An 18,926-nucleotide genomic window follows, 5' to 3' on the forward strand; every position below is an offset into this window, starting at 1 on the left:
CGCCCTGAGCAAGGCGCCTTTTCAGTGCACATTGCTAGCGCAGGTCTAGGGGAAACCAATAATGAAAAACCCTTACGCTCTCGGCTTCTGGTGCGCCCTGGTCGCACTGGTGCTGCTGTCGGCCACCTATTTCTACGGCATCATGCTGGCCCATCAGATCGACAAGGCGATGGTCTTCCTCGACAGCGCGACTGCGTTGATCGCCGTGATGGCGATCGTGGTGGTGGCCTGGTCGTTGGTGCAGGTGCAAAAGCTCAAGAAAAGACAGCTTGAACAAAGCAAGACCCTGCTGCTGATCTGGGACACCAAGGTTGCGCTGCGCAAGGTCGAAACCGTGTTCGACCGCTACTTCTGGGGCAGCTACTGGCAACCGGGACGCACCTTCGCCGAGGTCATGGGCGAACTCACCGGCACCCCACTGGAAAAAAGCCTCGAAGCCCTGAAAAAACAATGCCTGGCACTCGACAGACAAGTCGCCGATGAAGGCTGGCACTGGTTGAACAATGCCCGTGAATTGTCCGACGTCGCCACGGCCATGGCCCGCGAACGCTATCAGCTGGATTTCTGCGACCCGCGCGGCGACGGGCCGGGCGGGGCGGTGATCGACCGGGATTTCGAGGTGCTGGTGTATACGTGGACTGCGCGCCTGAAAAGCTTCGATCATCAGCTCGATGAGATCGAGGTGCAGTATTCCTGACCTCCCGAAAGATCGCCGAACCCGGCGATCTTTTTGTTTGTCCATGTCCCGTGGACACTCTTTAACCTTTAAACATTGGGCCGCCCCGCGCTGCCAGTGCTAATCTCCACCGCTAAATTCAGCGGAGTCGAGCCACGGCCCGGTCACGGGTTCACGGAAGACGACCACACTCTCAGCCACGGAAATCGATCAGGTCATTCATGAATAAATCAGCAGGCGTGCTTCTCGGAATCGTTGTTGCCATCGGCGCCATCAGCGTCGGCGGGGCCTGGTACACCGGCACCAAGATCGAAGGCGTGCTCAACAACGCCGTCGTCGATGCCAACAAAGAGCTGCAAACCGCCATGGCCGGTTCCAACGGCAGTGCGTCGCTGGAGCTGGTGTCGCTGGAGCGTCACACCTTCAGCAGCACCGCGCACTATCGCCTCAAGGGCGAAGGCGAGATGTTCGGTGAAGCGCCGGTCGAGCTGCTGTTCGTCGATCACATCGAACATGGCCCGCTGCCGTTCTCGCGGCTGGTGTCGCTGAAATGGCTGCCGGTCATGGCCACCAGTCACTACGAGCTGGAAAAGACCCCGATCACCGAAAAATGGTTCGCCGCCACCAAGGGCGCCGCGCCACTGAAGGGTGTGGTCAACATCGGCTACGACCAGTCCACCACCGGCAATATCGAACTGCTGCCACTGGAAACCGCACTGGACGAGCAGTCGAGCCTGAAATTCTCCGGCCTGAACATGGATATCTCCGCCAGTGCCCAGGCGCAGAAGGTCAAGGCCAACGGCTACATGGACAGCCTGCACCTGACCACCGTGGCTGAAGACCAGGCGCCGGTGCAGATCGAACTCAGCGGCCTGACCCTGGCCAGCAACCTCGCCAAGAGCAGCTACGGTTACTACACCGGCGAAAACACCCTGGAACTGACCAGCAGCAAGACCACTTTCGGCGCCAAGCAGTCCGTGCTGGGTGTGAAGAACTTCGAAATGAAGAACCTCACCGAAGAAAACGGCACCAACGCTTCCGGCCGTGCCGACTACAAAATCGGTGAAGTGACCCTCAACGACAAGAAAATCGGTTCGGCCAATCTGGCCATGAGCCTGAAAAACCTCGACATCCCGTCGGCCCTGTCGCTGATGCAGATCTACCAGACCAAGCTGCAGCCGTACGAAAAAGCCGCCGCCGAAGCCACCGCCGCCGGTCTGCCGGCGCCCGAACTGAACCTGACCGAAGCCGAGTCCACTCAGGTCAAGGCTGACCTGCAGAAACTGCTGGCAGCCGGCCCGCAATTGGCGCTGGAAGACCTGTCGCTGAAAACCGCCAACGGTGAAAGCCGGGCCAATCTGGTGCTCGACCTGACCAAACCGGCCTCGATGGACCTGCCGCCGGATCAACTGGGCAAACAGCTGATCGCGCTGCTCGACGTCAATGTGCAGGTGTCGAAGCCGATGCTGGTGGACCTGCTCAGCGTTCAGGCCCAGATCGATGGTCAGACCGACGCCAAAGCCATCGTTGACCAGGCCAGCGGCGCTGCCGACATGTTCTCCGGCATGGCCGTGGGTTCGCAGCTGGCAACGCTGGATGGCACCAATGTGACGACCAAGTTGCATTACGCCGCCAATCAGGTGGAGTTCAACGGCCAGAAAATGACCGTCGAGCAGTTCGTCGGTTTCCTGATGAGCAAATTCGCTGGCGTCAACGTGAGCCAGGAACAGTAAAACCCCTCGCTACACCTCAACGCCCGGCCTTTGCTTCCCGCAGACGCCGGGCGTTTTGCTGTCTGGACTCTGCGTTTGCGGCGCGCGCCAGCGTTTCCGGTCACGAATCTGAACAAATATTGTGTTCTGAATATTGGTCTACGCTTGCGTGCAAGACTGCTTGGATAAGCTTGGCCAAGTGATTCTGACTTGGCCTCCGTTACGAATTGGGCAAGGGGGGGCATTGCAACCCGGCTGGCCATGTAAGGATGCTGACGAATGCCGCGTACTGATGTTCCTGTATTACATCGTGGTTTACGCCCTTTGTTTCGAGTCGCGCTGTGCAGCCAGTTGCTCTGGCCGGTGCTCGCGTTGGCCGATACGGCCTACGATCAAATGGTGCTCGATGCCCGGGCAGGGCATTACACGCCTGCGCTGACCGCTTTACGTCAAGTGCCGCCGGCCCAGGCTTCCACCGGGCAGGTCAGCGATCACTTGCAAATCGCCAGTTGGGCCGGGCTCGACGCCGAAGTGGTGCAGGTCTACGAGACCCAGGGACGCGGCCGCGCATTGCCGATCCAGGCACTGACCGCCACCGCCCGCGCCTATCGCAATCTCAAGCGCTGGGATCAGGCCTCCGAGGTCTACACCAAGGCCCTGGCGCAGGAGCCGAACAATGCCGATCTGCAACTGGGTCTGGCGCTGACCCAGGCTGATTCCGGCAAACCCGACGAGGCTGTGACCCGTGCGAAAGCGCTGGTGGCGGCCAAGCCCGACGATCCTTCCCGCCGTCTCGCCCTGGGCTATGCCCTGACCCGCGCCGGCAAACAATACGACGCACTGTTCGAATACGATCAGGCCTTCTCTCGTGCCGGCAGCAAACCGGAAGTTGCCCGTGAGTACGTGGTCGCTCTGCAAAAAGCCCGTCTGCCTGAGCCTGCGCTACGCTTGGCCAACCAGCGTCCGGGGCTGATCGATCCGGTGACGCTGCGCCGTCTCGAAGGCGATCTGGCCGCTGAACGCGTGCGCCTCGCCGAATTCGCCACCCGCAGCGAAAAAGAACGTTATGTGATCGCCGACCGTGCGTTGGCCGACTACGACAAACTGCTCGCCACCTGGACCACCGACGCCAGCGCCCACGATGACGTGACCCGCTGGCGCATCGACCGCATGGGCGCCCTCAAGGCCCGGGCGCGCACTGCCGACGTCATCACCGAATACCAGAAGCTGCAAGCAGAAGGCGTGAAGATTCCGACCTACGCTTTGCGTTGGGTCGCCGCGTCTTATCTGGATCGACGGCAACCGGAAGTCGCCACCGATCTCTATCGCCAGGTGCTCTCGGCGCCGGACGCCGATGCCGGCGATCGCCTCGAAGACACCACTGCGCTGTATTACTCGCTGCTGGAGAGCGACCGGGCCGACGAGGCACGCAAGGTCGCCGAAGATCTGGCCAAAAACGAGAAACCGCGCGTCGAACTCAAGGGCCTGCCGATCGGCAACCCCAGCGACGACTGGATGGACGCCCAACTGCTTTCGGCGCAGGCCGCAGGCACCTACGGAGCGGACTTGCCCCACGGCGAGGATCGCTTGCAGACGCTGGTCGATCAGGCGCCAGGAAACATCGGCTTGCGACTGTCCCAGGCCGATCTGTACCTGGCCCGCCAATGGCCCCGTCGCGCCGAGAATCAGCTCAAGGAAGTCGAGAGCATGGTGCCGCGGGACATGGGTCTGGAAGTCGCTCAGGCCCGCACCGCCATGACGCTACAAGAATGGCGGCAGATGGATGCGCTGACCGACGACGTCGTGGAACGTTATCCGGACAATCGCCAGGTCCAGCGCGCCGCCCGCGAGCGTGAAGTGCATGACATGTCCGAGCTGCGCGTCGAAGCCTACGGCGGCAAGGCCAATGGCGGCAGCGGCGGCAATGCCGGCGCGGTCAGCGGCAGCCGGGACTTCGGCATCCAGAGCACGCTGTACAGCCCGCCGATCGATGAAGACTGGCGCGTGTTCGCCGGGGTCGGTTATGCCACCGGCGACTTTGCCGAAGGCACCGGCAACCACCGCTTCCAGCGTGTCGGTCTGGAACGCCGCACCCGTGACATGACCCTTGAAGCCGAAGTCTCCAACCATTCCTACGGTTACGGCGACAAGCAGGGCGCTCGTCTGGCGATTGCCCGGGACATCAATGACAACTGGCAGTACGGCGGCAGCCTTGAATACCTGTCAGCCGACACCCCGTTGAGGGCGTTGAACAGCGACATCAAAGCCAACGGCGGCAGCGGTTTCATCCGCTGGCGCGCCAACGAAAGCCGCGAGTGGAAACTGTCAGTCAGCCCGTCGCATTTCAGCGACGGCAACAACCGCGTCGAAGCCTTGCTGACCGGGCGCGAGGGCGTCTACAGCACCACCCACGTGCAGGTCGACGCCGGTCTGGAAGTCGCCACCAGCCACAACTCCAATTCCGAAGACGTGCCGTACTTCAACCCGAAGGCGGATCTCAGCGTGATGCCGACGGTCAACGTCAACCACGTGCTTTACCACCGCTACGAAACCTCCTGGAGCCAGCAATTCCAGGCCGGTGCGGGTACGTACAGCCAGCGTGACCACGGCACCGGCGGTATGGCGTTGCTGGGCTACGGCCAGCGCTATGCCTGGAACGACGTGTTCGAGGTGGGCGGTTTGTTCAGTGTGATCAACCGGCCCTACGACGGTGACCGGGAAACCGATCTGCGTCTGCTCGTCGACCTCACTTTCCGCTTCTAGAAGAGTTTGAAGATGCCTTTTATTTCGCGTTTCATCCTTCTGCTGGGAGTGCTGCTGGTCAGCGCCTGCGCCCAGCAAGCTCCGGCCTTCGCGCCGCCGTCCGAGCGCCCGGTGGCGGCCAATGAAAAACCATGGCCGAAAAACCACGTGCTGGGCATTGCCTACCACGACATCGAGGATCGAGATCCCGATCAGGCGGTGGTGGCGGTGCGCACCGAGCGCATGATCGAGCAACTGGCGTGGCTGCGGGAAAACAACTACAAGCCGGTGACGGTCGATCAGATCATGGCTGCGCGCAAGGGCGGGCCGGAACTGCCGCCCAAGGCAATCCTGCTCAGCTTCGACGACGGTTATTCGAGTTTCTACACCCGCGTGCTGCCGGTGCTGCGCGCCTACAACTGGCATGCGCTGTTGGCGCCGGTCGGCGTGTGGATCGACACACCGCTGAATCAACCGGTGGATTTCGCCGGTACCCCGCGTCAGCGCTCCGACTTTCTGACCTGGGATCAGGTGCGCGAAATCTCGCAATCCGGCCTCGTGGAAATCGCCGCTCACACCGACGCCAGCCACAAAGGCATCCTCGCCAACCCGCAAGGCAACATGCAGCCGGCCGCCGCGACCCGTCGTTATGATCCGGTGACCAAGCGCTATGAATCCGAGGCGGATTTCCAGGCGCGGATCCGCACCGACGTGGCCACCATTTCGGAGAAAATCCGCAAGGCCACCGGCAAGAAACCGCGTATCTGGGTCTGGCCATACGGTACGGCGGACGGCACTTCGCTGACCGTGGTGAGTGAGCAAGGTTATGAAATGGCCCTGACCCTCGACGACGGTCTCGATGCCCTCGACAACCTGATGAGCAGTCCACGATTCCTCGTCGCGTCCGACCCGGACGGCGAGCATTTCGCCAACAGCATCGTGGCGGTGCAGTCTGACTTCGCCATGCGTGTGGTGCATGTGGACCTGGACAACGTCTACGACCCGGATCCGGCGCAACAGGAAGTGAACCTCGGCAAGCTGATCCAGCGCATGGCTGACATGGGCGCCAACACGGTGTTCCTGCAAGCCTTCGCCGATCCGAAAGGCGATGGCCTGGTGCATTCGTTGTATTTCCCCAACCGTCATCTGCCCATGCGTGCCGACATTTTCGACCGTGTCGCCTGGCAGCTGCGCACCCGGGCTCACGTGAAAGTGTTCGCCTGGATGCCGGTGCTGAGCTTTGCGCTGGATTCGAAATTGCCACGGGTCACGCGCTGGGATCCGAAGACCGGCACCACGTCGGTCGACCCGGATCAGTACAAGCGTCTGTCGCCGTTCGATCCCGAAGTACGACGGATCATTGGTGAAATCTACGAAGACGTGGCGCGCCTGACTTCGGTCGACGGCATCCTCTACCACGACGACGCCGTGCTGTCGGACTTCGAAGACGCCAGCCCCGAGGCCCTGAAAGCCTATGCCGCCCACGGTCTGCCGGGCTCGATTGCCGCCCTGCGCGACGATCCGGCGGCCATGCAGCGCTGGACGCGATTCAAGAGCCGCTACCTGATCGACTTCACCAACGAACTGACCGCCAAGGTGCGCGCGATTCGCGGCCCGCAAGTGCTCACCGCACGCAACATCTTTGCCGAGCCGGTGCTCAATCCGCACAGCGAAGCATGGTTCGCGCAGAACCTCGACGATTTCCTCGTGAGCTACGACTGGACGGCGCCGATGGCCATGCCGCTCATGGAAAAACAGACCCATGCGCAATCCGGCCCGTGGCTGGAAGAGCTGGTGGCGAAGATCAAACAGCGCCCCGGTGCGCTGGATCGCACGGTGTTCGAATTGCAGGCCCGGGACTGGACGAAAAAGGACCAGGCCGACATCGACGGTGCACAACTGGCCGACTGGATGGGCCGCCTCAAGCGTCAGGGCGCGACGAGTTTCGGCTACTACCCGGACAACTTCCTCGAGAACCTGCCGGACCTGAAAACCGTGCGGCCTGCGCTCTCCAACAAATGGAACCCATGACATGCTGGATAGACTGCTGGCCCTGCTTGTTCTGGCGATTGTCCTCGGCGTCCCGCTGGGGCTGATCTTCCTGGTCACCGGGCAATTCCTGATGGACTTCGTGTTCTTCTACCCGCTGTTCATGTCCGGGTTGTGGATCTCCGGCGGCCTGTATTTCTGGCTGCACTGGGAGCGGCACTGGCCGTGGAAGGACGACACGCTGCCGCCACCGCTGGAAGGCGAACCGCTGATTTCGATCCTGATCCCTTGCTACAACGAGGGCGACAACGCCGCCGACACCATTCACGCGGCGCTGGCCCAGCATTACCCGAACATCGAAGTTATCGCGATCAACGACGGCTCCAAGGACAACACCGCGCAAGTGCTGGATGCGCTGGCCAAGGAAGATCCACGGTTGCGCGTGCTGCACCTGGCGGAGAACCAGGGCAAGGCCGTGGCCCTGCGCATGGGCGCCATCGCTGCACGCAGCGAATATCTGGTGTGCATCGACGGTGACGCGCTGCTGGCGCCGAACACCGCCGCTTATCTCGTGGCGCCGATGCTCGACAATGCGCGACTTGGCGCAGTGACCGGCAACCCGCGGATCCGTACGCGTTCGACGCTGGTCGGGCGGGTGCAGGTCGGTGAGTTTTCGTCGATCATCGGGCTGATCAAACGCACCCAGCGGGTATTCGGGCGGATTTTCACCGTGTCGGGTGTGATCGTCGCGTTCCGCCGCACCGCGTTGAACCGGGTCGGCTACTGGAGCCCGGACATGATCACCGAAGACATCGACATCAGCTGGAAACTGCAACTGGACCACTGGAGCATCTTCTACGAGCCCCGCGCCCTGTGCTGGATCCTGATGCCGGAAACCCTGGGCGGGCTGTGGAAACAGCGCCTGCGCTGGGCCCAGGGCGGCGCCGAAGTGCTGTTCAAGAATATTCGCGGGATCTGGCAGTACCGTCACCGTTACCTGTGGCCGCTGCTGTTCGAATACTGCCTGTCGACCGGGTGGGCGTTCACTTTCCTGTTGTCGGTGATTTTCTGGGTGATGGGCAAGTTCATGGTCATGCCTGAAGCGATCGCCGTGCATCACCTGATGCCGCCGGCGTTTACCGGGCTGCTGCTGGCGTTTGTCTGCCTGGTGCAGTTCGCGGTCAGCATCATCATCGACCGGCGCTACGAGCCGGGACTGGGCAAGACCATGTTCTGGGTGGTCTGGTATCCATTGGTGTTCTGGTTCATCAGCCTGCTGACCACGCTGGTCAGTTTTCCCAAGGTGCTATTCGGCCAGCATCAGAAGCGTGCGCGTTGGGTCAGCCCGGACCGGGGTATCAAACCGGTCGGGGACGACGAAGAGGAGGTCATCAAATGAAAATCATCCGGACCCGCCAGCGACCATTCCTGGTGGTGGTCGATGTGTTCCTCACAGTGCTGGCCTGGGTTGGCCTGCTGTATCTGTTGGTGCGCGGGCTCTGGCCGCTGATCGAAACCCATGCCGGCGGGCCGCGCATCGATAACTCGGCGTTTGAAGCCTTGGGAACGTTGCAGATCTACCTGTGGGTGGCGCTGGTCAACGCCGTGATCCTGATTTCCTGGGCGCGTTATCAACAGCGCAAGAGTCGCAGTTTTGCTCAGCGTCGGTTGGCAGCTCCGGTGGTCGACGATGATGGCCTGAGCAAAAGCTTCAAGCTGTGCGATGACCGCCTGCAGAAACTTCGCAGCCCGGGCGTCATCACCATCCACAACAATCAGGATGGTGATGTCAGCCACGTGGTGCCGCACCTGTGGCCGGTGGAACAGGCGGAATTGCCGCCGCCGCTGGCGCCACTGGAGCATCCGCGGGTGATCTTTCTGCATGCCGAGGACGACGATAACCGTGAGCCGGTGAACCGTCTGTAAGCGCGGCGATACCAATGGGCGTCATTTGCCACTGCCACGGCACGAACGGTACAGCTATAGTCTGCAGGCCGAAGACGGCCCAACTGCACAAGGTGCTCCCGGAATGACCCGATTGACCTCTCTCAACCCTTGGCTGGCGGCCGTTGCCGTCGCCCTTTGCGTGCAGTTTCCGGCGCAGGCCCAGGAGCGCTTCACCCTCAGCATTCCCGGTGTTTCGGACAACCGTCTGTTCACTGCGGCGGCAGCCAGTGACGCCGCCGGTTGTGGCGGCAAGAACCAGTCGCCGGCGCTGAGCTGGAACGCCGGCCCGGCCGCCACCCAGAGCTACGCCATCGTGATGCATGATCCGGACGGCCAGAAAGGCCTGGGCGTCGATCACTGGGTTCACTACGGCATCAAGGCCACGACCCGGCAGATCCCGGCCGGCATCGGTACCAAGCCGACCTTCGAAGGCCTGGGCGGCACCAACAGCAAAGGCACGACCACCTATGTCGGCCCGTGCCCGCCGACCGGCGACAGTGCGCACCACTACATCATTCAGATCTACGCCCTGGACCTGGCCCCCGACGCCTTGCCGGCCGGTCTGACTCGCGCCCAACTGCTGGAAAAAATCAAAGGCCATGTGCTGCGCAACAGCAGTGCAGTGCGGCGTTATCACCGCTGAAAAAATTTTCGGCGGCGTTTAACCCGAACTGAAAGGGCTGTCCGTCTCAGAGGTTGAATGGATCAATTCTTCCTCGAGGTCAGCCCCATGTCTCTTCCTTCGATGCTTCTGCGACCCCTTGCTGCCGGTGTGCTGTTGGCCGTCGCCGGTTGCGGCATTTCCTCCAGTCCGGAATCCGCAGCCGTGCCGCCACCGGCGCAGCTCCCCTCGAAACCCGTGGTGCAGCAAGAAGTGGTCATGGCCGATCACTCCTTGGCCAAGCGCAGCGCGCTGGCGGCGCCGATGGCCAGTTTTGCACCGATGCCGGCCGGGGAAAGTTATCCACAGGACTATCGCGCCGAGCCGCGTGAGCAATACGAAACCCTGGCGGATAACCCGATCCACAGCGTTGCCGAAACGCCCGTTTCGACCTTCAGTGCCGATGTGGATACCGGCGCCTACGCCAATGTCCGCCGTCTGCTCAATCAGGGACGCCTGCCACCGGAAGGTGCGGTGCGGCTGGAGGAGATGGTCAATTACTTTCCCTACGACTATGCGCTGCCCACTGACGGATCGCCGTTCGGCGTAACCACCGAACTGGCTGCTTCGCCGTGGAACCCGCACACCCGCCTGCTGCGCATCGGTATCAAGGCCTCTGATCGTGCGGTGGCGGAATTGGCGCCGGCCAACCTGGTGTTTCTGGTGGACGTGTCCGGCTCGATGGATCGTCGCGAAGGGCTGCCGCTGGTCAAAAGCACGCTGAAACTCTTGGTTGATCAACTGCGCGAACAGGATCGCGTGTCGCTGGTGGTGTATGCCGGCGAATCACGAGTCGTGCTGGAGCCGACTTCCGGACGGGAAAAGGCGAAAATTCGCACAGCCATCGAGCAGTTGACGGCGGGAGGCTCTACCGCAGGCGCCTCCGGCATCGAACTGGCCTACCAAATGGCGCAACAAGCTTTCATCCCCAAAGGAATCAACCGCATCCTGCTGGCCACCGACGGTGACTTCAATGTCGGCGTCAGCGACTTCGACAGCCTCAAGCAAATGGCTGTGGATAAACGCAAGACCGGGATTTCCCTGACCACCCTGGGTTTCGGTGTGGATAACTACAATGAACATCTGATGGAACAACTGGCGGATGCCGGCGACGGTAATTACGCCTACATCGACAACCTGCGCGAGGCGCGCAAGGTGTTGGTGGACCAACTCGGCTCGACCCTCGCCGTGGTGGCGAAAAACGTCAAATTGCAGGTGGAATTCAACCCGGCGCAGGTCAGCGAATACCGGTTGCTCGGCTACGAAAACCGCGCGCTCAAGCGTGAGGATTTCAGCAATGACAAGGTCGATGCCGGTGAGATCGGTGCGGGACACACAGTGACGGCGTTGTATGAAATTGTCCCCGCAGGCGAGAAGGGCTGGCTGGAACCGCTGCGTTACGGAAAAACCGATGCAGTGGTTTCCGAGAAGAAAGGAGAATTGGCGATGCTGCGTGTGCGATATCAAAAGCCTGAAGGTGGGAAAAGTCTGCTGATCGAGCGGCCAATTACCAATCAAGTCGCGCCGGCCAGCGAGGATCTGCGATTTGCCGCCGCCGTCGCAGCGTTTTCCCAGCAACTCAAGGACGGCCGCTACACCGGCGATTTCAGCCTCAAGGACACCGAAGCGTTGGCCCGAGGTGCCCGTGGCGATGACCGCTTCGGCCTGCGCAACGAGTTCGTGCAACTGGTGGAGCTGGCACAGAGCCTGCGGACTTCGACCGCCTCCAACACGATGCCGACCGAGCGACGGATTGAATAGTGAGCCGCCTGAAGGGATTTATCAGCCAGCTGTTTGCCACTGCCGACAGCTTTGAAGCCAGCAGCGACGAATCGCTGCTGGCCCGTTATCGCGAGGGCGACGGCAAGGCGTTCGAGATTTTGTACGCCCGCCATCGCCAGAGCCTGTACCGGTTTTTGCTCGGGTTGAGCGGCAAACCGGAACTGGCCGAAGAGGTGTATCAGGAAACGTGGCTGAGCCTGATCCGCAGCAGCAGTCAGCCACAAGGCCGGGCGACTTTTCGTACCTGGCTGTTCCAGATTGCCCGCAACCGTCTGATCGATCACTGGCGCAAACATGGCGCCCATCAACCGCTGCATGACAGTTACGACGAACAGACCCATGCGGTCAGTGACGATGCGAGCGACCCCGAGCAACTGCTGAGCCTCAGCCGCGACAGTCAGCGCCTGGACAGCGCCCTGCAAACCTTGCCCGCCGACCAGCGCGAAGTATTCCTGCTGCGCGCCCACGGCGACCTCGACCTGGTGCAAATTGCCAGCCTCACCGAAACACCGCTGGAAACCGTCAAGAGCCGCTTGCGCTACGCCCAGCAAAAACTGCGTCGGCTGCTGGCCGAGGAGGTACTGACATGACGGACACCCGCCAGACACCCGAAGAGCAACTGCTCCGGCATTACCGCGAGCAACAGACCGGCGAACCGCCGGCGAATCTCGACGCGCAGATTCTCAACGCCGCGCATCGCCAGATCCCGGCACCGAAACCGAGTCCCTGGCAGCGCTGGATCAAGGCCTGCCAGACACCGCGCTATCAGGTAGCTTTCGCCAGTCTGGTCGGCATCGCGCTGATGCTGTCGCTGGTGCATCGCGCCCCGAAACCCGTGGCTCATTACGATTTCGCCCCTGCCGCCAAACCTGCTGCGCCACTGGCTCGTAAAGAGGCCATCGAATCCCGGACATTATCAGCACCCGCTGGCGCGTTGTCCGCACCTGCACCAATGGCGGAAATGGCCGCGCCGATGCAAAGCGAATCGATCAGCGCCGACAGCGCGGACGAAGCCAAAGTCAGCAAGCGCGCTGCCGCCCCGGCCAATGGCCTCGACGAGCAACTGCGCGAAGTCCTGCGCCTGCGCGAATCCGGTCAATCACAGGCTGCCGATACCCTGTACAACAATCTGCACAAGCGTTACCCGAGCGTGAATCTGGACCTGCGCCTCGAACAAATCCGCCAGAACTGACCGGGTGATCTCTCAGCCATTTGGCATTGCCCCGCAAAAACGCGCACTATCAGGCCATTGCCGATGCGCTGGAGGATGCCGTGGCCCAAAAAATCGACCGCATCGCCCAAATGCTCAACTGCCCGGTGAAGGGTGAGGAACTGCGGCGAGCAGTGACCGAGAGTCGTAAGGAGTTTCTTCTGGCAAAGCAGGCAGAAGAGGGCCTGGAGGAAGACGTTCTTGATGATGAGTTGATCGAGGACGAAGAAGACGATGATGAATATGACGAGTTTGACTGGACGACGGAGTGAGTCGCCAATCAGCACCCACAAAAAAGCCCCAGACCTTACGGCCTGAGGCTTTTTCGTTTCTGTTCATGGTGCACCAGGCGGGATTCGAACCCACGACCCCTGCCTTCGGAGGGCAGTACTCTATCCAGCTGAGCTACTGGTGCAGCGGGCGACATCATACCTAGGTCGGCTCGGGGCGTCCATGCCGGGTTTTGGGGCTTATTGTCAGTGCGCGTGTCGGTCGAAAGCGCTGCATTCCATAAAGCTGTAACGTCCTGCAAAAGGCTCGCTTGGCGCTTTGGCGGGACTGAACTAAGGTTTCGTTGCGGCGCAGGCTTGTGTGCTCGTTGATCTGAAAAAACCGGCAAAAGCGGCGTTTTTGTTCTTTTTTTCGAACGACCTATTGTCCTTTACCCCCTTTGATCCTACGATCCGTTTGAGATTTCAAACGCTCTTTGATCGGGTGCCGAGCCGCACGTGTTTGCAACCGTGCACTCTTCAGGTGCTTCAGCCCGGTGAATGATTTCCCTGACGGCAGCCTTGCGAGGCGCCTTTCTACAATCATAATTTTGCTCCGCGCTGGCCGCGGTGCTGTTAAGGAAAGCCGACATGCAGCTTAAAGACACCCAGTTGTTCCGCCAGCAAGCCTTCATCGATGGCGCTTGGGTCGACGCGGACAACGGTCAGACGATCAAGGTCAACAATCCGGCCACCGGCGAAATCCTGGGCACCGTGCCGAAGATGGGCGCTGCCGAAACCCGCCGTGCCATCGAAGCTGCCGACAAGGCGCTGCCGGCCTGGCGTGCACTGACCGCCAAGGAACGCGCAGGCAAACTGCGTCGCTGGTTCGAACTGATCATCGAGAACCAGGAAGACCTGGCTCGCCTGATGACCCTCGAGCAGGGCAAGCCATTGGCCGAAGCCAAGGGCGAGATCGTCTACGCCGCTTCGTTCATCGAGTGGTTCGCCGAAGAAGCCAAGCGCATCTACGGTGACGTGATTCCGGGCCACCAGCCTGACAAGCGCCTGATCGTGATCAAACAACCGATCGGCGTGACCGCCGCCATCACCCCGTGGAACTTCCCGGCGGCGATGATCACCCGCAAGGCAGGTCCTGCGCTGGCCGCCGGTTGCACCATGGTGCTCAAACCTGCTTCGCAAACCCCGTTCTCCGCTTTCGCCCTGGCCGAACTGGCCCAGCGCGCCGGCATCCCTAAAGGTGTGTTCAGCGTGGTGTCCGGCAGCGCCGGCGACATCGGCAGCGAGCTGACCAGCAACCCGATCGTGCGCAAACTGTCCTTCACCGGTTCGACCGAAATCGGTCGTCAGCTGATGTCGGAATGCGCCAAGGACATCAAGAAAGTCTCGCTGGAACTGGGCGGCAACGCACCGTTCATCGTGTTCGACGACGCGGACCTGGATAAGGCCGTCGAAGGCGCGATCATTTCCAAATACCGCAACAATGGCCAGACCTGCGTCTGCGCCAACCGTCTGTACATTCAGGATTCGGTCTACGACGCCTTCGCCGAGAAGTTGAAAGTGGCTGTTGCCAAACTGAAGATCGGCAACGGTCTGGAAGACGGCACCACCACCGGCCCGCTGATCGACGAAAAAGCCGTGGCCAAGGTGCAAGAACACATCGCTGACGCCGTTGCCAAAGGCGCAACCGTGCTGGCCGGTGGCAAGCAGATGGAAGGCAACTTCTTCGAGCCGACCATCCTGACCAACGTGCCGAAAAACGCTGCGGTGGCCAAGGAAGAAACCTTTGGTCCGCTGGCACCGCTGTTCCGCTTCAAAGACGAAGCCGAAGTGATCGCGATGTCCAACGACACCGAGTTCGGTCTGGCTTCCTACTTCTACGCTCGCGACCTGGGCCGTGTGTTCCGTGTGGCTGAAGCCCTGGAATACGGCATGGTCGGCGTCAACACCGGGCTGATCTCCAACGAAGTCGCGCCGTTCGGCGGCATCAAAGCCTCGGGCCTGGGCCGTGAAGGCTCCAAGTACGGCATCGAAGATTACCTGGAAATCAAATACCTCTGCCTGGGCATCTAAGCCGGGAAAGGGATCGCTGCAAACGCAAAGGGCACGAGAGCGCTGTCCCTTTGCGTCGTTTCAAACCGGAATTTTCTCTGCGGCCGGGAACGCCGTGGCAGTCGATCATCGCATGCTGCCGCCGCCGATTCCTCCCGCTTAATCCTTGAACTACGCCGCCCGATGAGCGGTGAATGAGGACTGTAATGAGCAAGACTAACGCTGAACTGATGGCCCGTCGTACCGCAGCTGTTCCACGTGGTGTTGGCCAGATTCACCCGATTTTCGCCGAGTCCGCGAAGAACGCGACCGTGACCGACGTTGAAGGTCGTGAATTCATCGACTTCGCCGGCGGTATCGCCGTACTGAACACCGGCCACGTGCACCCGAAAATCATCGCCGCCGTGACCGAACAGCTGAACAAGCTGACCCACACCTGCTTCCAGGTGCTGGCCTACGAGCCGTATGTCGAGCTGTGCGAAAAAATCAACGCTCGCGTACCGGGCGACTTCGCCAAGAAAACCCTGCTGGTGACCACCGGTTCCGAAGCTGTTGAAAACGCCGTGAAGATCGCCCGTGCTGCCACAGGCCGCGCTGGCGTGATCGCTTTCACCGGCGCATACCACGGTCGCACCATGATGACCCTGGGCCTGACCGGTAAAGTCGTGCCTTACTCGGCCGGCATGGGCCTGATGCCAGGCGGCATCTTCCGCGCGCTGTACCCGAACGAGCTGCACGGTGTGAGCATCGACGACTCGATCGCTTCCATCGAGCGCATCTTCAAGAACGATGCCGAGCCGAAAGACATCGCTGCGATCATCATCGAGCCTGTTCAGGGCGAAGGTGGTTTCTACGTTGCGCCGAAGGAATTCATGAAGCGTCTGCGTGCCCTGTGCGACCAGCACGGCATCCTGCTGATCGCTGACGAAGTGCAGACCGGCGCTGGCCGTACCGGCACGTTCTTCGCCATGGAACAGATGGGCGTTGCCGCCGACCTGACCACCTTCGCCAAATCCATCGCTGGCGGCTTCCCGCTGGCCGGTGTGTGCGGCAAGGCCGAATACATGGACGCCATTGCCCCAGGCGGCCTGGGCGGCACCTACGCCGGTAGCCCGATCGCTTGCGCCGCTGCTCTGGCAGTGATCGAAGTGTTCGAAGAAGAAAAACTGCTGGACCGCTGCAAGGCTGTCGGCGAGCGTCTGGTAACCGGCCTGAAGGCCATCCAGGCCAAGTACCCGGTGATCGGCGAAGTCCGTGCCCTGGGCGCCATGATCGCCGTCGAGCTGTTCGAAAACGGCGACAGCCACAAGCCAAACCCGACCGCAGTCGCTGCTGTCGTGGCCAAGGCGCGTGACAAAGGTCTGATCCTGCTGTCCTGCGGCACCTACGGCAACGTTCTGCGCGTCCTGGTTCCGCTGACCTCGCCGGACGAGCAACTGGACAAAGGCCTGGCGATCATCGAAGAGTGCTTCTCGGAGCTGTAATGCCGGGCACTGTGTGATCGGATCGACAAAAAACCCGCTTCGGCGGGTTTTTTACGCTTGCTGAAACACATACCCCGCATTCGTGCTGTATCGAAACGCCAGCATTGGCTAAGGTTCAAGCATTGCAAGGGAGGGCGAGCATGCCTGCCGTCGAATTACCCGCTGTACCCCGAGTCCTGATTGCCGAGGCCGACCCCTGGTCTCGTGACCTGCTCAAACAGGTTTTGCTCAATGTGCGCTGCGATGCGCGGCTGGATCTGTGCGCCGATGGCCAAGAGGCGATGACGCTGCTCAGCGAAGTGCCCTATGACCTGGCGATCGTCGACTGGGAGTTGCCCGGTGTCGATGGTTTGAGCGTGTTGCGCAGTGTCCGCCAGCGCAAACGCAATCCGCCGCTGCCGTTCATTCTGATGAGCAGCCGCAACGACACCGCCAGCGTGCGCGAAGCCTTGCCATTGGCGCCAACAGCCTATCTGGCCAAACCCCTGAACATGGAAAGCCTGACCGAGCGTTTGCAGGGGCTGCTGCTCAATTCCGGCGAGGAAGTGTTCTGCGAAGTGCCCGCCCTGGCGCCGGGCATGACCCTGTCGGTGTTCCTCGAGCGTCGCCGCGAACAGGCCGACGGCGCACCATTGATGACCGACGTACAAGTGGCGGTCAAACGCAGCCTCAACCCCAACGGACTGGATCTGAAGCTGCTGGAAGAAGAAATCCGCACCGACCCGCAGATCACCGCCGTGTTGATCGCCGCAGCCAACAGTGCCGCTCAGCATCACGGTGCGGCGGTGCAGACCCTGGCTCAGGCGCTGCATCGCCTGGGCACCGGGCAAAGCATGAACCTGATCCTCGGTCTGGCGCTCAAGCGCAGCGCCAGACTCAGCGATCCATGCCTGGCGGACTACGCGGAGCGCTATTGGGGCCTGTCGCTGCACACCGCCGAATACGCGCGTACCCTGGCGCGTCTGCTCGATCTGGATCAGGAACGCTGCTATAGCGCAGGGATGCTCCATCGTCTCGGCGATCTGGCGTTGCTGCGTTGTTTGCAGGAGTGGAAGCAGGCTGGCGGTGAGCTGGATGAACTGGAGGAAGTCGGCGATGCGCTGGCGGAATTCGGTGCGGCGTATGGCTCGGCGTTGCGTACTCGCTGGCGTTTGCCGCTGGAGTTGCGCGAGTTGATTGCATCCGTCTACCAGCTCGGTGGCGGGGTGTACTCCCGCGAAGCATTGGTGATGAACATGGCGGCGCAGATGGCGCGGCTGACCGAGCATGAGGGCGTCGAGGAACTGGCGAAGAGTCGCACGGCGCGCTTGCTCAAGATCGGGCTGCCGGAGCTGATGCGGATGCGCAAATAGCGCTTGTCCCGCATCAGTGCTGTGTTCAGCCGGAAATGATCCGGTTCTTGCCCTGACGCTTGGCTTCGTACATCGCCGCATCGGCTCGGGCGAACAGGTCGTCGAGGCTTTCGTCTTCCGGGGTGAGGTTGGTCAGGCCCTGGCTGACGGTGATGCCGAACGTCTGTTCGCCGTGGCTGAAACTCAGGCGCTGGATTTCCTGTTGCAACCGCTCGGCTACCTGCATCGCCATGTCCGGCGCGCAGCCGGGAAAAACCGCAGCAAATTCCTCACCGCCAATCCGTCCGAACAGATCCCCCCGACGCAACGAGGCGCGGCCACTTTCGGCGATTCGTTGCAGTACGTGGTCGCCTTCCGGGTGGCCGTAGGTATCGTTGATCACTTTGAAGTCATCGATGTCCAGCAGCAGAAACGCCAGTGGCGCACCCTGCAAACGGGCTTCTTCAAACTCGCGGTTGGCGCATTCGAAGAAGTGTCGACGGTTGCTGCTTTGGGTCAGCACGTCGGTGGTGGCCAGGCGTTGCAGCTCGGTTTCCAACTGTTTCTTTTCGGTGATGTCTTCGGCGATGCCGACGATGATCACCGGCTGCCCCGGTTCTTCCTGGCGGTTGATGAAGCACTTGTCGCTGATCCAGCGCACCTGACCGTCGGCGTCGATGATCCGGTATTCGCGGTCTTCCACGGCGCCCTTGTGCAGCACTTCGGCGAGGCTGCGTTCGGCGTATTCCAGATCCTCGGGGTAAATGCTGTCGCGCCACTGGTTATGGTCGGCGAGTAGCAGGGCGGCCGAACGGCCGAAAATCCGTTCATAGGCGGGGCTGACGTACAGCACCTGACGGGTTTCCCAGTTGAAGGCCCAAAGCACGGCGTTGACGCTGACCAGCAGCGAGCTGAACAGCTGTTCGCGTTCGCTCAGGCGCGCCACTTCGCCCTGGGCGTGCATCAGCGCCATCAGGGTCTGCGCGGCTTCGGGCCACTGGGGAAGGGATGAGTCTTTTTGATTGTTGTTGACCATCGACACGGATCTCAAAGGGCGTGCCGATCAGTCGACAACGGCCACGGGACAGCCCGCCGGGGGTGGCGAAGTGT

15 protein-coding genes and 1 tRNA gene are annotated in these 18,926 nt (G+C 61.4%); 14 read left to right on the plus strand and 2 right to left on the minus strand.

What is annotated here, in order from left to right; genetic code table 11:
* Positions 1 to 61: 61 nt before the first annotated feature.
* The 11 genes from AC07VV_RS16035 (at position 62) to AC07VV_RS16085 (ending at position 12,991) form a co-directional block, all read left to right on the plus strand.
* Complete coding sequence (locus tag AC07VV_RS16035; protein WP_096821847.1) at positions 62 to 697, plus strand: NADH:ubiquinone oxidoreductase subunit N; 636 nt, start codon at positions 62 to 64, stop codon at positions 695 to 697.
* Positions 698 to 897: 200 nt separating this feature from the next.
* The gene (locus tag AC07VV_RS16040) at positions 898 to 2,409 is read left to right on the plus strand and encodes a YdgA family protein (protein ID WP_495036784.1); all 1,512 of its coding nucleotides are present in this window, start codon (positions 898 to 900) and stop codon (positions 2,407 to 2,409) included.
* 258 nt (positions 2,410 to 2,667) lie between these two features.
* Positions 2,668 to 5,151, plus strand: coding sequence for a poly-beta-1,6 N-acetyl-D-glucosamine export porin PgaA (pgaA, locus tag AC07VV_RS16045; protein WP_495036785.1), 2,484 nt, complete (start codon positions 2,668 to 2,670; stop codon positions 5,149 to 5,151).
* A gap of 12 nt (positions 5,152 to 5,163) precedes the next feature.
* Positions 5,164 to 7,161, plus strand: coding sequence for a poly-beta-1,6-N-acetyl-D-glucosamine N-deacetylase PgaB (gene pgaB / locus AC07VV_RS16050; RefSeq protein ID WP_495036786.1), 1,998 nt, complete (start codon positions 5,164 to 5,166; stop codon positions 7,159 to 7,161).
* Position 7,162: 1 nt separating this feature from the next.
* Positions 7,163 to 8,518, plus strand: coding sequence for a poly-beta-1,6-N-acetyl-D-glucosamine synthase (gene pgaC, locus AC07VV_RS16055; RefSeq protein WP_096821851.1), 1,356 nt, complete (start codon positions 7,163 to 7,165; stop codon positions 8,516 to 8,518).
* Positions 8,515 to 9,045: a poly-beta-1,6-N-acetyl-D-glucosamine biosynthesis protein PgaD gene (gene pgaD, locus AC07VV_RS16060; protein WP_096821852.1), complete on the plus strand. Its 531-nt coding sequence runs from the start codon at positions 8,515 to 8,517 to the stop codon at positions 9,043 to 9,045. Before pgaC ends, pgaD begins: the two co-directional genes overlap by 4 nt.
* A gap of 103 nt (positions 9,046 to 9,148) precedes the next feature.
* Positions 9,149 to 9,709, plus strand: a complete 561-nt coding sequence (locus AC07VV_RS16065) for a YbhB/YbcL family Raf kinase inhibitor-like protein (protein ID WP_085733396.1) — start codon at positions 9,149 to 9,151, stop codon at positions 9,707 to 9,709.
* An 87-nt stretch (positions 9,710 to 9,796) separates the two neighbouring features.
* Positions 9,797 to 11,488 (plus strand): vWA domain-containing protein, encoded by a 1,692-nt coding sequence (locus AC07VV_RS16070; protein WP_495036787.1) that lies wholly within the window; start codon positions 9,797 to 9,799, stop codon positions 11,486 to 11,488.
* 29 nt (positions 11,489 to 11,517) lie between these two features.
* Complete coding sequence (locus tag AC07VV_RS16075) at positions 11,518 to 12,099, plus strand: RNA polymerase sigma factor (RefSeq protein WP_495037063.1); 582 nt, start codon at positions 11,518 to 11,520, stop codon at positions 12,097 to 12,099.
* Entirely contained in the window at positions 12,096 to 12,701 is a 606-nt protein-coding gene (locus AC07VV_RS16080) for a hypothetical protein (protein WP_495036788.1), read from the plus strand. Before AC07VV_RS16075 ends, AC07VV_RS16080 begins: the two co-directional genes overlap by 4 nt.
* Positions 12,702 to 12,721: 20 nt before the next feature.
* Complete coding sequence (locus AC07VV_RS16085; RefSeq protein ID WP_495036789.1) at positions 12,722 to 12,991, plus strand: hypothetical protein; 270 nt, start codon at positions 12,722 to 12,724, stop codon at positions 12,989 to 12,991.
* Between the two features lie 66 nt (positions 12,992 to 13,057).
* Here AC07VV_RS16085 and AC07VV_RS16090 read toward each other — a convergent pair.
* A tRNA-Arg gene (locus tag AC07VV_RS16090) sits at positions 13,058 to 13,134 on the minus strand.
* A gap of 445 nt (positions 13,135 to 13,579) precedes the next feature.
* Between AC07VV_RS16090 and gabD the strand changes: the two genes are divergently transcribed.
* From gabD to AC07VV_RS16105, 3 genes are all read left to right on the plus strand, one after another.
* On the plus strand, positions 13,580 to 15,022 hold the full coding sequence (gene gabD / locus AC07VV_RS16095; protein ID WP_085733392.1) for an NADP-dependent succinate-semialdehyde dehydrogenase: 1,443 nt from the start codon (positions 13,580 to 13,582) through the stop codon (positions 15,020 to 15,022).
* A 185-nt stretch (positions 15,023 to 15,207) separates the two neighbouring features.
* Positions 15,208 to 16,485 carry a 4-aminobutyrate--2-oxoglutarate transaminase gene (gene gabT, locus AC07VV_RS16100; RefSeq protein ID WP_192559463.1) on the plus strand — a complete coding sequence of 426 codons (1,278 nt, stop codon included), beginning with the start codon at positions 15,208 to 15,210 and terminating at the stop codon, positions 16,483 to 16,485.
* A gap of 140 nt (positions 16,486 to 16,625) precedes the next feature.
* Positions 16,626 to 17,837 carry an HDOD domain-containing protein gene (locus AC07VV_RS16105; RefSeq protein ID WP_495036790.1) on the plus strand — a complete coding sequence of 404 codons (1,212 nt, stop codon included), beginning with the start codon at positions 16,626 to 16,628 and terminating at the stop codon, positions 17,835 to 17,837.
* 25 nt (positions 17,838 to 17,862) lie between these two features.
* On the opposite strand, the gene AC07VV_RS16110 is transcribed toward AC07VV_RS16105, so the two are convergent.
* Positions 17,863 to 18,852, minus strand: a complete 990-nt coding sequence (locus AC07VV_RS16110; RefSeq protein ID WP_495036791.1) for a GGDEF domain-containing protein — start codon at positions 18,850 to 18,852, stop codon at positions 17,863 to 17,865.
* Positions 18,853 to 18,926 lie beyond the last annotated feature (74 nt).

The organism is Pseudomonas sp. GW821-FHT02C04 (assembly GCF_059421845.1).

Excerpts from the sequence above, each read along its gene's own strand:
- AC07VV_RS16110 (WP_495036791.1), bottom strand. The coding sequence starts at position 18,852 with ATGGTCAACAACAATCAAAAAGACTCATCCCTTCCCCAGTGGCCCGAA.
- pgaB (WP_495036786.1), top strand. The coding sequence starts at position 5,164 with ATGCCTTTTATTTCGCGTTTCATCCTTCTGCTGGGAGTGCTGCTGGTC.
- AC07VV_RS16105 (WP_495036790.1), top strand. The coding sequence starts at position 16,626 with ATGCCTGCCGTCGAATTACCCGCTGTACCCCGAGTCCTGATTGCCGAG.
- AC07VV_RS16080 (WP_495036788.1), top strand. The coding sequence starts at position 12,096 with ATGACGGACACCCGCCAGACACCCGAAGAGCAACTGCTCCGGCATTAC.
- AC07VV_RS16065 (WP_085733396.1), top strand. The coding sequence starts at position 9,149 with ATGACCCGATTGACCTCTCTCAACCCTTGGCTGGCGGCCGTTGCCGTC.
- AC07VV_RS16040 (WP_495036784.1), top strand. The coding sequence starts at position 898 with ATGAATAAATCAGCAGGCGTGCTTCTCGGAATCGTTGTTGCCATCGGC.
- pgaC (WP_096821851.1), top strand. The coding sequence starts at position 7,163 with ATGCTGGATAGACTGCTGGCCCTGCTTGTTCTGGCGATTGTCCTCGGC.
- pgaD (WP_096821852.1), top strand. The coding sequence starts at position 8,515 with ATGAAAATCATCCGGACCCGCCAGCGACCATTCCTGGTGGTGGTCGAT.
- pgaA (WP_495036785.1), top strand. The coding sequence starts at position 2,668 with ATGCCGCGTACTGATGTTCCTGTATTACATCGTGGTTTACGCCCTTTG.
- AC07VV_RS16070 (WP_495036787.1), top strand. The coding sequence starts at position 9,797 with ATGTCTCTTCCTTCGATGCTTCTGCGACCCCTTGCTGCCGGTGTGCTG.
- AC07VV_RS16035 (WP_096821847.1), top strand. The coding sequence starts at position 62 with ATGAAAAACCCTTACGCTCTCGGCTTCTGGTGCGCCCTGGTCGCACTG.
- gabT (WP_192559463.1), top strand. The coding sequence starts at position 15,208 with ATGAGCAAGACTAACGCTGAACTGATGGCCCGTCGTACCGCAGCTGTT.
- gabD (WP_085733392.1), top strand. The coding sequence starts at position 13,580 with ATGCAGCTTAAAGACACCCAGTTGTTCCGCCAGCAAGCCTTCATCGAT.